Below are 15,240 nucleotides of genomic sequence, written 5' to 3' on the forward strand. Positions count from 1 at the left end.
TAAACCAAATCGATAGATTTATGTGTTCTAGGTACATATATGTAAAAGTATACAAAGCCGTAGAAGAGGGTTATGGTTTGAAAGCTATAACACGTATGGGTATGGCTATTTTAATAGTAGTTATAATTGCTATAGCATTAGCTGGAGTATACTATTATACCACACAAACGGCTCCGCAAACTACCAAAACAACAACCACACAATCAACAACGCCTACTACAACTACAGCTACAACTACAACTACTCAACAAGCTAAAAAGATCAAGGTTGCAGTGGTATTTGATGTTGGTGGAAGAGGAGATCTAAGCTTTAATGATATGGCATATCTTGGAGCAGAGAGAGCTAAGCAGGAGCTCGGTGTTGATGTAGAATATTTAACTCCTAAATCACTAAATGATATGCAGCCACTCCTAGAACAACTAAGTAAGAGCCACGAATACGACGTTATAATTCTCATAGGCTTCCTATGGACCGATCCATTAAATAAGACCGCCGACAAGTATCCTGATCAAAAATATGCATTAATAGATTCCACAACAGGTGTTGTGAGAAACAATGAGGTAGACATGCTTTTCCGCGAACAAGAATGTGCAAGCCTTATAGGAATACTAGCATCTGCGATGGCATATCAATTAAACGGATCAACAGTTGGTGCTGTTGCTGGAATGGATATTCCTCCATTATGGAAGTTCCATATAGGATACCTATTCGGAGTAAAATATTTTGAGATGAAGACGGGTAAGAAAGTAAACTTTCTCTGGCAATACACAGGCACATTTACTGATCCACAAAAAGGATACCAGACCGCGATGCAGATGCTGCAACAAGGAGCAAAAGTCCTATATGGAGTAGCCGGTCTCACACATCTAGGAATGTTTGACGCAGTTATTGATTGGAACGAGAAAGGATATGGTAAAGCCTTTGCTATAGGACAAGATGCTAGCCAGGAATGGTATAATCCAAACTATATACCATTAAGCGGTGCTAAAAGAGTAGATGTCGCAGTATATACTGTTATAAAAATGGTTGTTGATGGAACATGGAAAGGAGGAATACATACACTAGGACTTAAAGAGGGCGGTGTAGGAATCTGGGATCTGGACGGTGTTAAATATTTTGCTAAAATAGCATACAATGAGGGCAAGCTACCAAAGGGACTAACTCCTGATGACGTTGTTAGAATAGTTAACCAGACGAGACACAAGTACATACCCCAGTATGCATGGAATCTAGTCAATGACTTAGAACAGAAGATTAAGAATGGCGAAATAGTGTTTAAGACCCCGCAGACACATGAGGAATATGATCATATTATCCAAGAGCTCTTGCAAGGAAACTTAAATGCAGCACTGGAGAAGGGAAGTGTTAGCTAAGAAGTCTTCTCATCCAATTAAAATACTCAATAAAATATTTTTATTCTCACTTCATTAAATACTTATACCTTGTAATTTAAGTGATTACCCGGTTAAATTATTGTTTAAATTTCGATCTAAGGAGGTTTGATGCATAGATATGTCTGAAAAATATGCTGTGGAGATGGAGGATATTCATAAAGTATATCCTGATGGAGTAGTTGCTTTAAAAGGAGTTGATTTTAGAGTTAAAAAAGGAGAAATACATGGTTTGCTCGGCGAAAATGGTGCCGGGAAAACCACTCTTATGAGAATATTATATGGTGAAATAAAGCCTACTAGAGGAAAGATAAAGGTTTTCGGTGAAGAAGTAAGTTTCCATGGTCCATGGGATGCTATAGCGAAAGGTATAGGAATGGTTTATCAACACTTTACACTTGTCCCCACATTTACTGTCGAAGAAAACCTGTATCTGAGCCTACTTAGTATAAATCCGAAAGCAACTATAAATGAAGCAATTGAAAAAGCTAAAAAAGCTATAGAAGCTACAGGTTTAAAGATACCGTTTAATGAAGTCATAGAAGATCTGCCTATAGGTGTTCAACAAAGAGTAGAAATAATAAAAGCATTGATTCGAGACGCTAAAATACTTATTCTCGACGAACCCACTAGTGTATTGACGCCTATAGAGGTACGCGAATTATTCAAAGCATTGAAAAAGATGAAATCTATGGGCATAACAATTATTTTTATTACTCATAAACTCAAAGAAGTATTGGAGATTACTGATCGAATAACTGTTCTTAGAAGAGGAAAAGTTGTTGGAACAGTAGAAACAAGTAAGGTTGATGAAAAAACACTTGCTAGAATGATGGTTCAGAGAGAAGTAGTGTTTAAAATTGAGAAGAAACCAGGCAAGTATGGTAGGGAGACTCTAGTAATCAACGATCTATATGTTAATGATGATAGAGGATTACCTGCTGTAAAAGGTGTTTCGTTAGCGATTAGAGAGGGAGAAATACTTGGGTTAGCCGGCGTTCAAGGTAATGGGCAGAGAGAACTTGCTGAAGCTGTTGCTGGTATAAGGCCTGTTGTTCGTGGAAAAATAGTTTTCGATGGGAAAGATGTCACGAATCTAGATGCATATAATAGATATAAGATCGGTATCGCATATGTTCCTGATTCTAGAAAAATTGGCCTTATAGGAGAAATGAGCATTGTTGAAAACGTTGTTCTCACAAATCTGTATAGAGTACTAAGTAGAAAGTTTAGAATGATAAGTTGGGGAAAGGCTTCAAGTATTGCAGATGAAGTGGTTAGGAAGCTTGAAGTAGTTGCGCCAAGTATTAATGCTCCGATTAAGTACTTGAGCGGCGGTAATCAACAGAAAGTAATGGTTGGCAGAGAGATTGTTCGTGAACCTAAGGTTTTCATTGTTGCAGAGCCTACGCAGGGATTAGATGTTGCAGCAACAGAGTTTATTAGGAAAACTCTTCTCTCGCTACGAGACCGTGGTAAAGCAGTTTTATTGATATCGACTGATCTAGATGAGATTCTTCAGTTAAGTGATCGGATAGCTGTTATATATGAAGGTAAAATCATGGCTGTAGGTAAGCCTGAAGAGTTTACACTTGAGAGACTGGGCTTGTTAATGGGTGGTGTTCATGGCTAATCTACTAAGTCGTTTCATCGAGAAAATACGTATTAAATGGGCAGATTACATAATTGGAGCGTTGGAAATAATTTTATCGGCTCTAATAGGCTTCTTAGTCGCTGGATTAGTATTGTGGGGTCTAGGATATGATCCTTCGAGAGCGTTCTCGATAATGATAAGTTATGGATACTCTGACCCAGTATATTTGATTGCTAAGGCAACACCTTTGATAATGACTGGTCTAGCATTTTCCATTCCATTATTAGCGGGTGTATTTAATATTGGTGGTGAAAGCCAACTATATCTTGGAGCATTAGCTGGTTTATTGACTGCATACTATACTGGTAACTGGTTCTTAGCTATTATAGCTGGGTTCATAGCTGGTGCTTTATGGGGCGGGTTAATAGCTGTGCTTAGAATATATAGGGGAATAAATGAGGTAATCACAGCTATAATGCTTAACTGGATAGCATACTATACAATTATTTACCTAGTCATAAAGTATTTTGCAAATCCTGTACTGCCTCAACAAAGCGTCGAAGTTCCTCCCTCGGCACAGTTATCGCCGTGGATAGGGTTTTTACTTGGAATAATAGGTGTTGTGATAATTTATTATCTATTATACTATACTGATATAGGATATAAGATGAGAGTATCAGGTTTATCTCCTAGATCAGCTAAGTATGCTGGTTTCAACCCTATAACATCTATTCTATACTCAATGCTTATAGGAGGAGGAATGGCAGGGTATGGTGGAGCATTACTAGTATTAGCTGTTAGCCGCAGCATAGATGTAACAATGTCGACTCTATATGGATTAGGATTCACCGGTATCGGTGTTGGTTTGCTCGGCAGGAATCATCCAATAGGCATAGTGTTTTCTGCTCTATTCTTCGCCGGACTAATAATTGGTGGGCAATTCGTTGAATTAAAAACAGGTGCTCCACCCATGTTATCTGATGCAATTACCGGTACAATTGTGATTGCCTTATCAGCTCCATACGCTTATAGGGTTCTCATAAGGTATTTTGGGGGGAGAGGAAAATGATTGAGGACGTTATTAATCTTTTATCAGCTACATTATTCTCTATGACACCTATACTATTAGCTGCAACAGGAGAGATAATTACTGAGAAGGCTGGAGTTGTTAATATCGGGTTAGAAGGAATATTTATTGTATCAAGTTTCTCAGCAGCTGTTGCAACTCTAGTGTTAGGTAATAATCCATTGCTTGGATTATCGATTGGAGCATTTATTGGTTTATTAGCAGGGGTTCTCCACGGGATCATAAGTGTTTATCTGCGTGGTGACCAAATAATTGCTGGTGTTGGATTCAATAGTTTTGCTTATGGTATAAGTGTTCTTGGAATGATAGGGTTATGGGGAAGCTATTCTAGCAGTCCTACTGTGAATAAGATGCAAAACATACAGTTATCTATGGCTAAAAATACTGTATTAACAATTCCGCCTTTAGCGTTACTAGCTATACTCGTAGGTATTATTGCTTGGTGGTTTCTAGAGAAGACTAAGTGGGGATTAAGGCTTAGAGCATGTGGTGAGGAGCCTAGAGCAGCTGAAGCTATGGGTGTAAATGTTTTCAGGACAAGATTCTATGCTACAGTAATTGGCGGTACACTTACAGGTATAGGTGGTGCATTCCTAGTTGTAGGATGGCTTGGATCATTTATTAAAACAATATCTGCTGGCAGAGGCTTTATAGCTTTAGCAATAGTTGCATTCTCTAACTGGAACCCGTTAATGGCTATTCTAGGTGCTTTCATATTCGGGTTCTTCGATGCCTTATCAACGTATTTACCATTAAAAATACAAAGTATAACAGGACAACAATTTACTGCTGAAGCAAACCTGTTCCTAACAATACCATATATTGCAACACTAGTTATAGTGGCAGCAATAATGAAGCGTGTCAAAATGCCTAGAGCACTTGGAAAACCATATATTAAAGAATAGAGCGGTAAAACTATATTTCTAATTGAACCTTCACATTTTCTCTTCTAAAACCAGCTTCAAAGGCTTCTATCCCCTTCTCCAAGGGATAGACAGCTGTTATAAGTTCTCTAACCTTAACAAGTCTTTTACGTAGAAGCATAATTGCTTTATCGAAGGGGCCGCATCTACTACCAACTATTCTGACTTCTTTAACAACCATTAATGTATAATTAAATGATACATTGGATCCATGGGTTGATTTAGCAGCTATTACGCCTCTAGGTCTGGTTAGTTTTAAAGCCATATCTAATCCTTTATAACTACCTGTAGCTTCAACAACATAATCGAATCCCTGTCCCTCGGGAGTGTGTTGCTTCATGTATTCTAGTGCTTCTTCATACGTTAATACTTCATCTGCTCCAACCATGTATGCATATTTTATCTTTGGAGAATCTCTACGAGCAATAGCGACTATTTTGTCTGGATGAAACAATTTCAAGACCTGAATAGATAATAGGCCTATAGGCCCTATACCGAGTACTGCAATGTTTGATAACGGCTCCACCCTCTGCATCTCGATCATTTCAACAACTGCTGCTAAGGGCTCAATAAAAGCTATGATGTCAAAATCTAAATCATCAACTACATGTATGAGATCTTTCCTAGTCAATACATATTCTGCCATGCCCCCGTCACGAGTGATCCCTATTGTTTCTCTGTAGGGGCAATGAGTATACATTCCATGGCGGCAATACCAGCATTTTCCACAATAAACATTGATTTCTGTAGTTACCTTATGTCCTATGAGTGAATCGGGAGCATTTTCACCGACCATATCGATTATACCAGCAATTTCATGGCCTGGAATCAATGGTTTCTTCATTAATTTATATGTGCCCTTGTAGAATGCTTTATCTGTTCCACAAATACCTATTCGTTTAACTCTTATACGGACCCAATCATTTTTAGGTATGGGATCATCTACTTCTTCAAGCCTTAGATCATAGGGGCCATGTAAGACTAGTGCTTTCAAAACTATTCTCCCACCATATTCTTATTATGGCTACTACATTATTACTTCCCGGTTTAAAGTTATTATTTGTGGTGAATAGATGATATGAAGCCTGCTCTTCTAAAAGATGTTGCAGGGGTTAGTGATCTAGTTATTGTAATGGGTGATCCTGATAGAGTATACTTATTATCAACATTGCTGGAAAACCCCAAGATCATATATGATAGGAGAGGAATAGTTGTTGTTAATGGAGAATATAAGGGTAGAAAAATAACACTTGCCAGCCACGGTATTGGTTGTCCAATGGCATCAATTATATTGGAGGAACTGGGTATGCTTGGTGCTAAAACAATTATTAGAATAGGCACAGCTGGCTCACTTGTTGAAAACATTGGTTTAGGCGATATTGTGTTAGTAGCGGGGGCTGGGTACATGCTTAATGGGTGTGGAAACAATATGTATTCTCCCGAAATAAATGGAGGAACAAGCCCAGATCCTCTACTGCTCAGCGAAATCTATCATTATTTATCACATTATAATATTAAGCCACATATTGGACTAGTATTTACAAGCGATGCATTCTATGCGGAAGAAAATATAATTGATAAACTAACCAATAAAGGATTCATCGCTGTTGATATGGAGACAGCAATTCTATACATGCTTGGATGGATGAGGAAGTGGAGGACACTATCAATACTGGTAGTAAGCAACAGCCTCGTGAAGAAAACACCGTTGCTTACAACATATGAGCTCGCAGAGAAGTTTGTTGAACTAGCAAAACTAGTATTAGAATATCTTGCAAGAAACACTCAGCACTAAATACTGTGTTCACAAACACACAGACATACCTGATCCAGCAATGCTTTGGCTTAGATGATGCTTCAAAAAACTATCCAAGCCATTATTCTTCCCGAAACAATATTTTAGCTTTATATAAATAATACATGATTTATTAAAGATGATTAGTAATGGGTGAGGATATATGAATTCACGTCATTGGCTCATGGTCGTGCTTGATACATTGCTTATAGCTGTTGGTCTAGGAACTCTTACTATGATGAGTGTTGCTAAGCCCGAGATCATGTCTTTTTTCGGTGTTGATGAGAAACTATATGATCTACAATACATATCATATGCAGCCGGGCTCTTCGTAGCTTTTTTCCTCGGCCATACAAGACTGTATGAGGGGGGCTTTAAGAAGGATGTATTATTAGCTGTGAGCTTTGCCGCAATCCCACAGTTCCTGATCCCATTGATCAGATGGTGGAGCGTTGTTGTTATTCTAAGATTCATACAAGGATTCATTCTCAGCCTCATACCATTATTCAGCGTGCAAGTGGGTAAGTATTTTCTGGCTGAGAGACCCTTTGCTAAAGGAATAATATTATCAGGCATTTTCTGGGGAGGATTTCTAGGAGCATTTACTGCTGGATCCCTTATGCAACTAGTTGATTGGAGAACAACATTTATTTTAACAGCTGTTCTAATGTATGTGATGCTTATAATATGGTGGATTCCAGCAGAGGACTTCACATTAATACGTGAAAGCAGAGGAGAGAAAAGAACAAATAATGTTTGGAAAATAAAGTTTACATGGATTATGGGGTTCACGTTCTTTCCGGCTATATGGGTTATATTCACAATAGCGGGGTTCTCAGCATCTCTGGGATATAGTATTGGTTGGTCGAAGAGCCAAGTATCCATGATCAGTAGTCACCTCAACATTGCTTTAGCTATATGGTCAATAGTGTTCGGCTACATAGGATATCAGTTGTCAAAGAAAAACACTAGTCCACGAGGACTATTTAGGGCAATAATAATAGTTATGCTTATATCTTACACTTTGTCATTCATAGGCTTGCTCCTATACAGCTACGCCATGCTCACTGGAAACTATGTATTAGCACTAATAACAGTCTGGATTGTTGGAACAATACAGGGTACAGGCCCAGCATTCTGGACAACAGCACCAGCGACTTATCCGAAGGAAATATTTCCCAAAGCATCTTTCGCACTAGGCGTAATATCCAATGCACCAAACCTCATAGCTCCAACAATAACAGAGCTTCTAGCTCAGATATCAAATATTCTAGCATTAAGCGAGTTAACAGCTATGCCAGTTATAGGAATAATAATACTAGTAATAACACTACATACTACGCTACCAATAGAAGAATTGAGAAAACAACTTCTACATCAACAAACCAATAAACAAGATTGATAAGAAAAACAAAAACACTACTAGATCCTCTACAAGACTGAAAAATGTATTGATAAGGTTTTCATGGTTTTTAGGCGATAATCCTTGGATCCGGTTAGAATAGCTAGAGAGTTGGTTAGGACTAGGAGTTTGTCTGGTATGGAGAGAGATATTGCTTATTTAATAAAGGATCTTTTGAGTAGTAGTGGTGTTGATAACGTATTTATTGATAAGTATGGAAATATTATTGGGTATTTGAGAGGTGAAGGTAGGGGTATTCTCGTTTTTGAGGGTCACATGGATCATGTTCCTGAAGGAGATGCTAGGTATTGGAGCTATGATCCTTATGAGGCTGTAATTGTTGATGATAAATTATTTGGGCGTGGAAGTGTTGATATGAAATCTGCTATTGCAGCAATGATTTCTTCAATAAATAATATTAGGGGAAAAGATCTCCCAGACATATACTATGTCTTTGTACCTTTCGAAGAAATATCTGAGGGAACATTGTTTAGGTTAGCATTAGAGGATACATTAAAGATTAGACCAGACCTAGTAGTTCTTGGTGAAGCAACTAAGCTGAATGTTCATAGAGGTCATAGGGGTAGGAGTGTTTGGAGAATAGTTTTAAAGGGTAGATCCTCGCATGCAGCAATGCCTGATGAAGCTGTGAACCCTATACATGCGCTATCATCGTTCATTATTGAGCTAGGTAAGAAACAATTACCTAGACATGAAGTACTGGGTAAAAGCACTCTTACTCCAACAATAATAGATTGCAACCCTAAATCAACACCATTAATACCTGATACATGTGAGGTATACATAGATTATAGAATGATTATCGGGGAAAAAGAGGAATTGATCAAGAAGAACATTGTAGATGTATTGGAGAAGCTGAGAAACAATAAGCTACTAATCGACTACATTGTTAACATAAATAAGGGTGTTGCCAAGATGTGGACAGGAGTTTCGATAACGTATAGAGATTATTATCCCGCATGGCTCAACAATGATGAGAAAACATTAATGAGTACATTGAGAATTATTAGAAAACATAATCCCAAAGCATCTATTAGTATTTGGAGATTCAGCACCGATGGAGTCTACTCAGCTGGACAAGCAGGCATCAACACCATAGGCATTGGTCCAGGAGATGAAATACTAGCACATAAACCAAATGAGCATGTTTCTATAAAGGAAATTATACAAGCATCAAAGATCTATAGCGACATAGTTTTAGAGTTTAGAAGTATAGTCCGATGAATATTCCTGTTGAAGTTATTATTGTTCCTAGGTATGTTTTTGGTGATGGTTTTTCTCCTGCTATGTATTTGGCTAGTATTCTTCCTAGGACTGGTGTTAGGCTTGTGGCTAGTACTGTTGCTGAGACTCCTATTGTGTTGATTGCTGTTAGGAAAAGCGTCATTCCGATGCCGAATCCTATTCCTCCGGTGATAAATGCTGTTATTTGAACTTCTTTGTCGAGAAATACTTTTTTTACAGAATTATATGTTATTGGGAGGAGTGATATTGTTGTAGATAAGTTTCTTAGTAGAGCAATTGTTACTGGATCACCATAGTTTAATGCGAGCTTGCTGAGAGTAGCACCCATACCCCAAGATAACGCTGCTCCAAGAGCTGCTAGGAAACCTATGATTTTTATATCGTTTCTCTGCCCACTATATACGAGGTAGACTCCTATAATGGCAATAAATGATCCTAGAATCAACTGTATCCTTAATTGTTCACCATATAGTAAATAAGAGTAGAGCTGTGCAAAGAAAATGTAAGTATAAGATATTGATACAGCGTTTCCCCCACCAATATGTTTAATGCTGTGAATATATAGTGTATCGCCTAGTAAGGGACCGAAGAAAGCACTTATATAAACTATGAGAATTCCTTCAGGAACAAACCATCTATCATTAATTGTTAGGAGAAAAATAAAGAATAAAACAAATACTGCATGAAGACTCCTCAACATATTCAATGTTATAGCATCTACTCCCTTACCATATCTACTTATCAATCCTGGAGATAAGCTCCATATAGAACTAGCTGTTAAAGCAGATAAAACACCAATTACTTCCATCTGCATAACCATCACATCAACATCTTCGATACAAGATTATTTTTGGATTATCTGAGATTACTGCATCAACACTTAGGTTCTCAAGTTTACATGCTGTAGCTGTGTCGTTAACTGTCCAAGCATAAACAATATAGTTATTACTATGCAGTGTATCTATAAGCCAATCCTCTATAAAAGCATAGTTTATTGAGACTCCATCAGCGAGGGAATCACTTATTATATCAATAATGCTTATTGGTAAGGAATCAATGCTTACTAGTGCTTTATAATTTGTAGTTTCCTTCACGTATCTAATGGCGAAATGGTCTTTGGAGGTGAAAATAATGCTGCGCGGAAGATTATTTAATTCTAAAATCCTAACTATGGTATTGATATCTTTTACGTCTAGAATCAGTTCTAAACCTCTCTTCCGTATAATTCCAAAAATATCTTCCAGCGATATGCTAAGTGATCTAATATATGGATCTCTATAGAAGAAACGGTAATCAATCCAGCCCATAATCTTACCTAGCAAACTAGGCCTCACTATCGGGCTAGGACCATGCATAATCATTACTCTATTATTTTTAACTGAAACATCCACTTCTAAGCCATCAATATTCTTAAGTGTCAAATACTTTTTCAATACTAGCTTATTATTAGCTCTATGGCCGTAAATCTTCATCAATATCTCCCAAACAAATATTCTCTCTTAAAGCGTCTTCGTAGACGCTACTGTGTTTTATCACTAGGTTTAAACCTCATTATTCCAATATTAATTATGCTGTATAATATGGCATTGTTAGGGAAACCTAACGGTGAAGCCTATGATCGGGTTGGAGAAAATAATAGAATATATATTATCGGAAACAGGATGCATACACCCATTCAAACTAAGCAGGATAATAGCGTTGGCAGAACTAGAATACTATGAAGAATACGGTGAGAGACTAACAAATGCTGAATACAAGGGTTTCGACAAGGTATTCTATATAGAAGGAGTTAAGGAGTTATTTGAAAACAATAAATGCTTTAATAGACGAGAAGGAGATCCGGAAAAAGGTATTAAAGGATGCGTCGAATACACCTGTCAAAAACCAGTTATTCCAGAAAAGTATAGGCAGTTCATTGATAAAGCAATAGCGCAGGCAAAGAATCTTAGAGATGAAGAACTTAATGAACTAGTATTTAGAAACTCATTATTCAATAAATTCTTACAATCAATGTAAGTCTTGAACGACAATCACATGCGAATGGTGGAAGAGATATGCGAAAACAAATAACTGTTACTGGGGGTAAGGGGGGACAGGTAAGAGCTTTGTAGCAACTAATTTAGCAGTCTTATTATCAGATAGATACCCCACTGTACTAGCCGATCTCGATCTAGAGGCCCCAAATGATCATATACTACTTGGAGTAGAGAAACTAGAGAACGAAGAACCTATCAAGGCATTCCTACCCTTCATAGATACGAAGAAATGTACAAGATGCGGTGTATGCGCGAAAATATGTGATACTGGAGCAATACTTATGCCACCAAATAGTCTCCCAGTAATATTTCCTAGATTATGTGGTGGATGCAAAGCATGCTACTATGCATGTCCCTACAATGCTATATTGAAGGGATACCATGTACTAGGCTATAGCTATGTGACAAAAGTCACCATAGATAATCATAGTTTCATACTTGTCACCGGCATATTGAGGGAAGGAGAAGAACATACCCCGCCAGCAGTGGTTGCTACTAAGAATAGAGCTAAAAAGATTGATCATGAATTAATGATTGTAGATACTGGGGCGGGAACAGGTAACCAGATATCAATAGCGCTTCAAGGATCAGATCTAGTCATAGCTGTAACTGAAGCAACCCCGCTGGGACTACATGATCTCGAATCAATATTGAAGGTTACAAGCGATATGGACTTAGAAACAATAGTTGTAATCAACAGGTATGGTTTAGGCAGAATCGACAAACACGTGGAGACTATGAAGAAATATAGTGTGAGAACGTATTTTAAAATACCATACCATGTCGATGCTGTTGAATCATATATTAAAGGAAAACCAATTGTTATATACAAGCCTGACTCAATTGTTTCTAAGAGCATTCATCAAATACATGAATACATTGTTAAGGAGTTGCTTGGGAAATGAGTAGTGGAGGACTCGAAATAGTTGTGGCAAGTGGTAAGGGAGGAGTTGGAAAATCAACAATAACATCTTCATTAGCACTAGTCTTAGCTGAGAAAAAACTTGATTTCATAGCCGTAGACGCTGATGCTGAAGCTCCAAACCTAAACATTGTTCTAGGAATAACTAATTGGGACGAGATAGAACCATATTATGAAGGCAGATACGCTGAGATCGTACAGGAGAAATGCATTAATTGTGGAGAATGTATGAATGCATGTCCATTTAACGCTGTTGAGCTTATCAATAATAAATATGTTATTAACAAATGGATATGTGAAGGCTGCTATACATGCAGCTTTGTATGCCCTACAAAAGCTATAAGAATAATCAGGGATATTGTAGCTGGCTATGTTAGAATAAAATATAGAACACCCTACGGATTCCCCCTCGTATCAGGCGAACTAGTGCCTGGTAGGCCTAACTCGGGTAAACTAGTGACCGAGGTAAAGAATAGAGCAAGGAAGATTGGTGGAAAAGATGCTATTCTACTAGTAGATGCTGCTGCAGGTATTGGTTGCCAAGTAATATCTAGTCTTGCCGGAGCACATATGGCGATCCTTGTAGCAGAGCCTACACCAGCTAGTCTAAGCGATCTCAAGAGAATACATAAATTAACAAAACACTTCATGATACCCTCCGCACTAATAATTAACAAATACGATATGAATCCAGAGTATTACGGGATCATTAAGGATTATGCTTTAAAAGAAAACATTGATTACCTAGGAGAAATACCCTTCGATGATCACATTGCTGAATCAATTGCAAACATGGAGCCACTACTAATAAAATATCCTGATTCACCAGCTGCAACAGCTATAAGAAAGATAAGTTTGAAAATTATAGATATACTTGAGAACTATAGGGAATGGAGAATAAAGCATCTACCTCCAAAAATGGAGCCATTCATACCCATAGTTATAAAACCTAGAGAAACACATACATAGATGAAAAGGTGGTCAACATGGTTAGAATAGCGTTTCCAACAGATAAGGGTGGATTAGATGATTACATATATGATAGGTTCGGTAGAGCACCAACATTTACAATTATAGAAGTAGAAGATGGTGAAATTAAGAATGTTAAAATAATTGAAAACCTAGGACATCGAGCAGTTAGTGGTGCGGGAATAAAAGCTGTTCAGAAACTTATTGAGGAAAAAATAGATGTTGTTGCAGGACCCAATCCAGGCCCCAATGCATATATGGCTTTACAACAAGCAAATATCAAGGTTATATCAATGCTTGGATTAAAAGTTAAGGATGCTATCGAACACGTGATTAAACAACTTTAAAGAAACCTGTATCGACGCAAATATTTTTCGTAAGCATATAATTCTTAATATATACTTTATTTTTATAACTGAACAAGCCAATATAATTTCTCGAATAAATACATATTCAAGGTTGAATAAGCTTTGCCTGAATCATCCAAGATCAAAATAAGTATTATAGGTGCTGGTTCTGCTGTATGGTCTATTCCTGTATTAATAGATATAATGTTGAAGAAGAGCTTAGCTAATGCAGATGTGTATCTCATGGATATTGATCTTGACCGGTTAAAGCTTGTATATGGATTTGCTAAGAGATATGCTGAAGAAATACATTCAACAGTAAAATTTCACATGACCACTGATAGAGTAGAAGCGATTAGGGATGCTGATTTCGTAATAAATAGTGCTATGGCTATGGGTCATTCATACTATGAGAGAATGAGGGAGATCAGTGAGAAACACGGATACTATAGGGGAATAAATAGTGTTGAATGGAACATGGTGAGCGATTATCATACTATTTGGGGATACTACCAGTTCAAACTCGCTATGAGTATTGCAAGGAATATAGAGGAGTATGCTCCAGACGCGTGGCTGTTAAATGTTGCTAATCCAGTATTTGAATTAACAACTCTAATTAGTAGAAAGACAAAAGTGAAAATGATCGGTTTATGTCATGGACATATGGGGTTCGAGAATGTTATACGAGAACTAAAACTTCCCAAAGATAAAGTAGAAGCTGAAATAATCGGTTTCAACCATGTGATTTGGCTAACAAAATTCAAAGTAGACGGTGAAGACGGCTATAAGTTCTTGGATAAATGGATAGTGACAGAAGCTGATAAGTACTGGAAGAAATGGAGAGAAACAACAGCTAACCCCTTCGACATAGACTTATCCCCCGCAGCCATAGACATGTATAAAAACTACGGCTTACTCCCAATAGGAGATACTGTTAGAGGAGGAACATGGAAATACCACTGGAACCTAGAAACAAAGAAGAAATGGTATGGACCATATGGAGGGCCGGATTCAGAAATAGGTTGGGCAATGTATGTTGCTTTTCTGAAAATGAGACTATACGAAATCTACAAAGCTATAACCGATACATCAAGGCCTCTAACACTATTATTCCCGCCTAAACCCAGTGGTGAACAAGTTATTGAACTAATTGATTCCATGGTGACAGGTACACCTAGAACTTTTCAAGTCAATATATTAAATAATGGATCAATACCTGGTATACCAGATAATGTAGCTGTTGAAATGCCAGCTGTAATTGATGATAAAGGTGTTCATAGAAAAACATTCCCTCCATTACCATCGAAGATACAGAAATATGTCATATATCCCAGAATGATGAGAATGGAATGGGCTCTCGAAGCCTTCCTAGAAGGTGGTAGAGATAAATTATTTGAGTGGCTAATCTATGATCCAAGAACAAAATCTACTAGACAAGTAGAGGAAACAATAGATGATCTATTAAAAATGCCTGGAAACGAAGAAATGGCTAAACACTATTCATAAAA

15 protein-coding genes and 1 pseudogene are annotated in these 15,240 nt (G+C 37.5%); 13 read left to right on the plus strand and 3 right to left on the minus strand.

Annotated features, from left to right (window positions below; genetic code table 11):
- Positions 1–77: 77 nt before the first annotated feature.
- The 4 genes from SMAR_RS03550 (at position 78) to SMAR_RS03565 (ending at position 4,977) form a co-directional block, all read left to right on the plus strand.
- Positions 78–1,373 (plus strand): BMP family lipoprotein, encoded by a 1,296-nt coding sequence (locus tag SMAR_RS03550; RefSeq protein WP_244372482.1) that lies wholly within the window; start codon positions 78–80, stop codon positions 1,371–1,373.
- A gap of 139 nt (positions 1,374–1,512) precedes the next feature.
- On the plus strand, positions 1,513–3,024 hold the full coding sequence (locus SMAR_RS03555) for an ABC transporter ATP-binding protein (RefSeq protein ID WP_011838988.1): 1,512 nt from the start codon (positions 1,513–1,515) through the stop codon (positions 3,022–3,024).
- Positions 3,017–4,054: an ABC transporter permease gene (locus SMAR_RS03560; RefSeq protein ID WP_011838989.1), complete on the plus strand. Its 1,038-nt coding sequence runs from the start codon at positions 3,017–3,019 to the stop codon at positions 4,052–4,054. The genes SMAR_RS03555 and SMAR_RS03560 overlap by 8 nt, the downstream gene beginning before the upstream one ends.
- A complete protein-coding gene (locus SMAR_RS03565; RefSeq protein ID WP_011838990.1) occupies positions 4,051–4,977 on the plus strand; it encodes an ABC transporter permease in 927 nt (308 codons plus the stop codon). Before SMAR_RS03560 ends, SMAR_RS03565 begins: the two co-directional genes overlap by 4 nt.
- 10 nt (positions 4,978–4,987) lie before the next feature.
- Here SMAR_RS03565 and SMAR_RS03570 read toward each other — a convergent pair whose 3' ends face one another.
- Positions 4,988–5,989 (minus strand): MDR/zinc-dependent alcohol dehydrogenase-like family protein, encoded by a 1,002-nt coding sequence (locus tag SMAR_RS03570; protein WP_011838991.1) that lies wholly within the window; start codon positions 5,987–5,989, stop codon positions 4,988–4,990.
- Between the two features lie 84 nt (positions 5,990–6,073).
- On the opposite strand from SMAR_RS03570, the gene SMAR_RS03575 reads away from it, so the two are divergent.
- The 3 genes from SMAR_RS03575 (at position 6,074) to SMAR_RS03585 (ending at position 9,437) form a co-directional block, all read left to right on the plus strand.
- Positions 6,074–6,790 carry a purine-nucleoside phosphorylase gene (locus tag SMAR_RS03575; RefSeq protein WP_011838992.1) on the plus strand — a complete coding sequence of 239 codons (717 nt, stop codon included), beginning with the start codon at positions 6,074–6,076 and terminating at the stop codon, positions 6,788–6,790.
- Positions 6,791–6,953: 163 nt separating this feature from the next.
- Positions 6,954–8,192, plus strand: coding sequence for an MFS transporter (locus tag SMAR_RS03580; protein WP_011838993.1), 1,239 nt, complete (start codon positions 6,954–6,956; stop codon positions 8,190–8,192).
- 84 nt (positions 8,193–8,276) lie between these two features.
- Positions 8,277–9,437, plus strand: a complete 1,161-nt coding sequence (locus SMAR_RS03585) for a M20/M25/M40 family metallo-hydrolase (protein ID WP_011838994.1) — start codon at positions 8,277–8,279, stop codon at positions 9,435–9,437.
- Here SMAR_RS03585 and SMAR_RS03590 read toward each other — a convergent pair.
- Together SMAR_RS03590 and SMAR_RS03595 are read right to left on the minus strand one after the other, a co-directional pair.
- The gene (locus SMAR_RS03590; RefSeq protein WP_011838995.1) at positions 9,418–10,272 is read right to left on the minus strand and encodes a DMT family transporter; all 855 of its coding nucleotides are present in this window, start codon (positions 10,270–10,272) and stop codon (positions 9,418–9,420) included. The genes SMAR_RS03585 and SMAR_RS03590 overlap by 20 nt on opposite strands.
- Positions 10,273–10,282: 10 nt before the next feature.
- On the minus strand, positions 10,283–10,930 hold the full coding sequence (locus SMAR_RS03595) for a glycerophosphodiester phosphodiesterase (protein ID WP_011838996.1): 648 nt from the start codon (positions 10,928–10,930) through the stop codon (positions 10,283–10,285).
- Between the two features lie 142 nt (positions 10,931–11,072).
- Between SMAR_RS03595 and SMAR_RS03600 the strand changes: the two genes are divergently transcribed.
- The 6 genes and pseudogenes from SMAR_RS03600 to SMAR_RS03620 all read left to right on the plus strand — a co-directional run bounded on the left by SMAR_RS03600 (position 11,073) and on the right by SMAR_RS03620 (position 15,238).
- The gene (locus tag SMAR_RS03600; RefSeq protein WP_011838997.1) at positions 11,073–11,474 is read left to right on the plus strand and encodes a hypothetical protein; all 402 of its coding nucleotides are present in this window, start codon (positions 11,073–11,075) and stop codon (positions 11,472–11,474) included.
- A gap of 130 nt (positions 11,475–11,604) precedes the next feature.
- Positions 11,605–11,742 (plus strand): annotated as a pseudogene (locus SMAR_RS08735) (P-loop NTPase); the annotation flags it as partial.
- 33 nt (positions 11,743–11,775) lie between these two features.
- Positions 11,776–12,399, plus strand: a complete 624-nt coding sequence (locus SMAR_RS03605; RefSeq protein ID WP_244372484.1) for a 4Fe-4S binding protein — start codon at positions 11,776–11,778, stop codon at positions 12,397–12,399.
- Positions 12,396–13,385 carry a P-loop NTPase gene (locus SMAR_RS03610; RefSeq protein ID WP_011838998.1) on the plus strand — a complete coding sequence of 330 codons (990 nt, stop codon included), beginning with the start codon at positions 12,396–12,398 and terminating at the stop codon, positions 13,383–13,385. Before SMAR_RS03605 ends, SMAR_RS03610 begins: the two co-directional genes overlap by 4 nt.
- Before the next feature lie 17 nt (positions 13,386–13,402).
- Positions 13,403–13,732 (plus strand): NifB/NifX family molybdenum-iron cluster-binding protein, encoded by a 330-nt coding sequence (locus tag SMAR_RS03615; protein ID WP_011838999.1) that lies wholly within the window; start codon positions 13,403–13,405, stop codon positions 13,730–13,732.
- A gap of 123 nt (positions 13,733–13,855) precedes the next feature.
- Positions 13,856–15,238, plus strand: a complete 1,383-nt coding sequence (locus tag SMAR_RS03620; protein ID WP_011839000.1) for an alpha-glucosidase/alpha-galactosidase — start codon at positions 13,856–13,858, stop codon at positions 15,236–15,238.
- Positions 15,239–15,240 lie beyond the last annotated feature (2 nt).

It is taken from the genome of Staphylothermus marinus F1 (genome assembly GCF_000015945.1).
GTDB classification, from domain to species: Archaea; Thermoproteota; Thermoprotei_A; order Sulfolobales; family Desulfurococcaceae; genus Staphylothermus; species Staphylothermus marinus.

Bases quoted from the DNA above. Each gene is read 5' to 3' on its own strand.
- SMAR_RS03560 (WP_011838989.1), top strand. From the start codon at position 3,017: ATGGCTAATCTACTAAGTCGTTTCATCGAGAAAATACGTATTAAATGG.
- SMAR_RS03610 (WP_011838998.1), top strand. From the start codon at position 12,396: ATGAGTAGTGGAGGACTCGAAATAGTTGTGGCAAGTGGTAAGGGAGGA.
- SMAR_RS03555 (WP_011838988.1), top strand. From the start codon at position 1,513: ATGTCTGAAAAATATGCTGTGGAGATGGAGGATATTCATAAAGTATAT.
- SMAR_RS03605 (WP_244372484.1), top strand. From the start codon at position 11,776: ATGCCACCAAATAGTCTCCCAGTAATATTTCCTAGATTATGTGGTGGA.
- SMAR_RS03600 (WP_011838997.1), top strand. From the start codon at position 11,073: ATGATCGGGTTGGAGAAAATAATAGAATATATATTATCGGAAACAGGA.
- SMAR_RS03595 (WP_011838996.1), bottom strand. From the start codon at position 10,930: ATGAAGATTTACGGCCATAGAGCTAATAATAAGCTAGTATTGAAAAAG.
- SMAR_RS03615 (WP_011838999.1), top strand. From the start codon at position 13,403: ATGGTTAGAATAGCGTTTCCAACAGATAAGGGTGGATTAGATGATTAC.
- SMAR_RS03575 (WP_011838992.1), top strand. From the start codon at position 6,074: ATGAAGCCTGCTCTTCTAAAAGATGTTGCAGGGGTTAGTGATCTAGTT.
- SMAR_RS03590 (WP_011838995.1), bottom strand. From the start codon at position 10,272: ATGCAGATGGAAGTAATTGGTGTTTTATCTGCTTTAACAGCTAGTTCT.
- SMAR_RS03565 (WP_011838990.1), top strand. From the start codon at position 4,051: ATGATTGAGGACGTTATTAATCTTTTATCAGCTACATTATTCTCTATG.
- SMAR_RS03580 (WP_011838993.1), top strand. From the start codon at position 6,954: ATGAATTCACGTCATTGGCTCATGGTCGTGCTTGATACATTGCTTATA.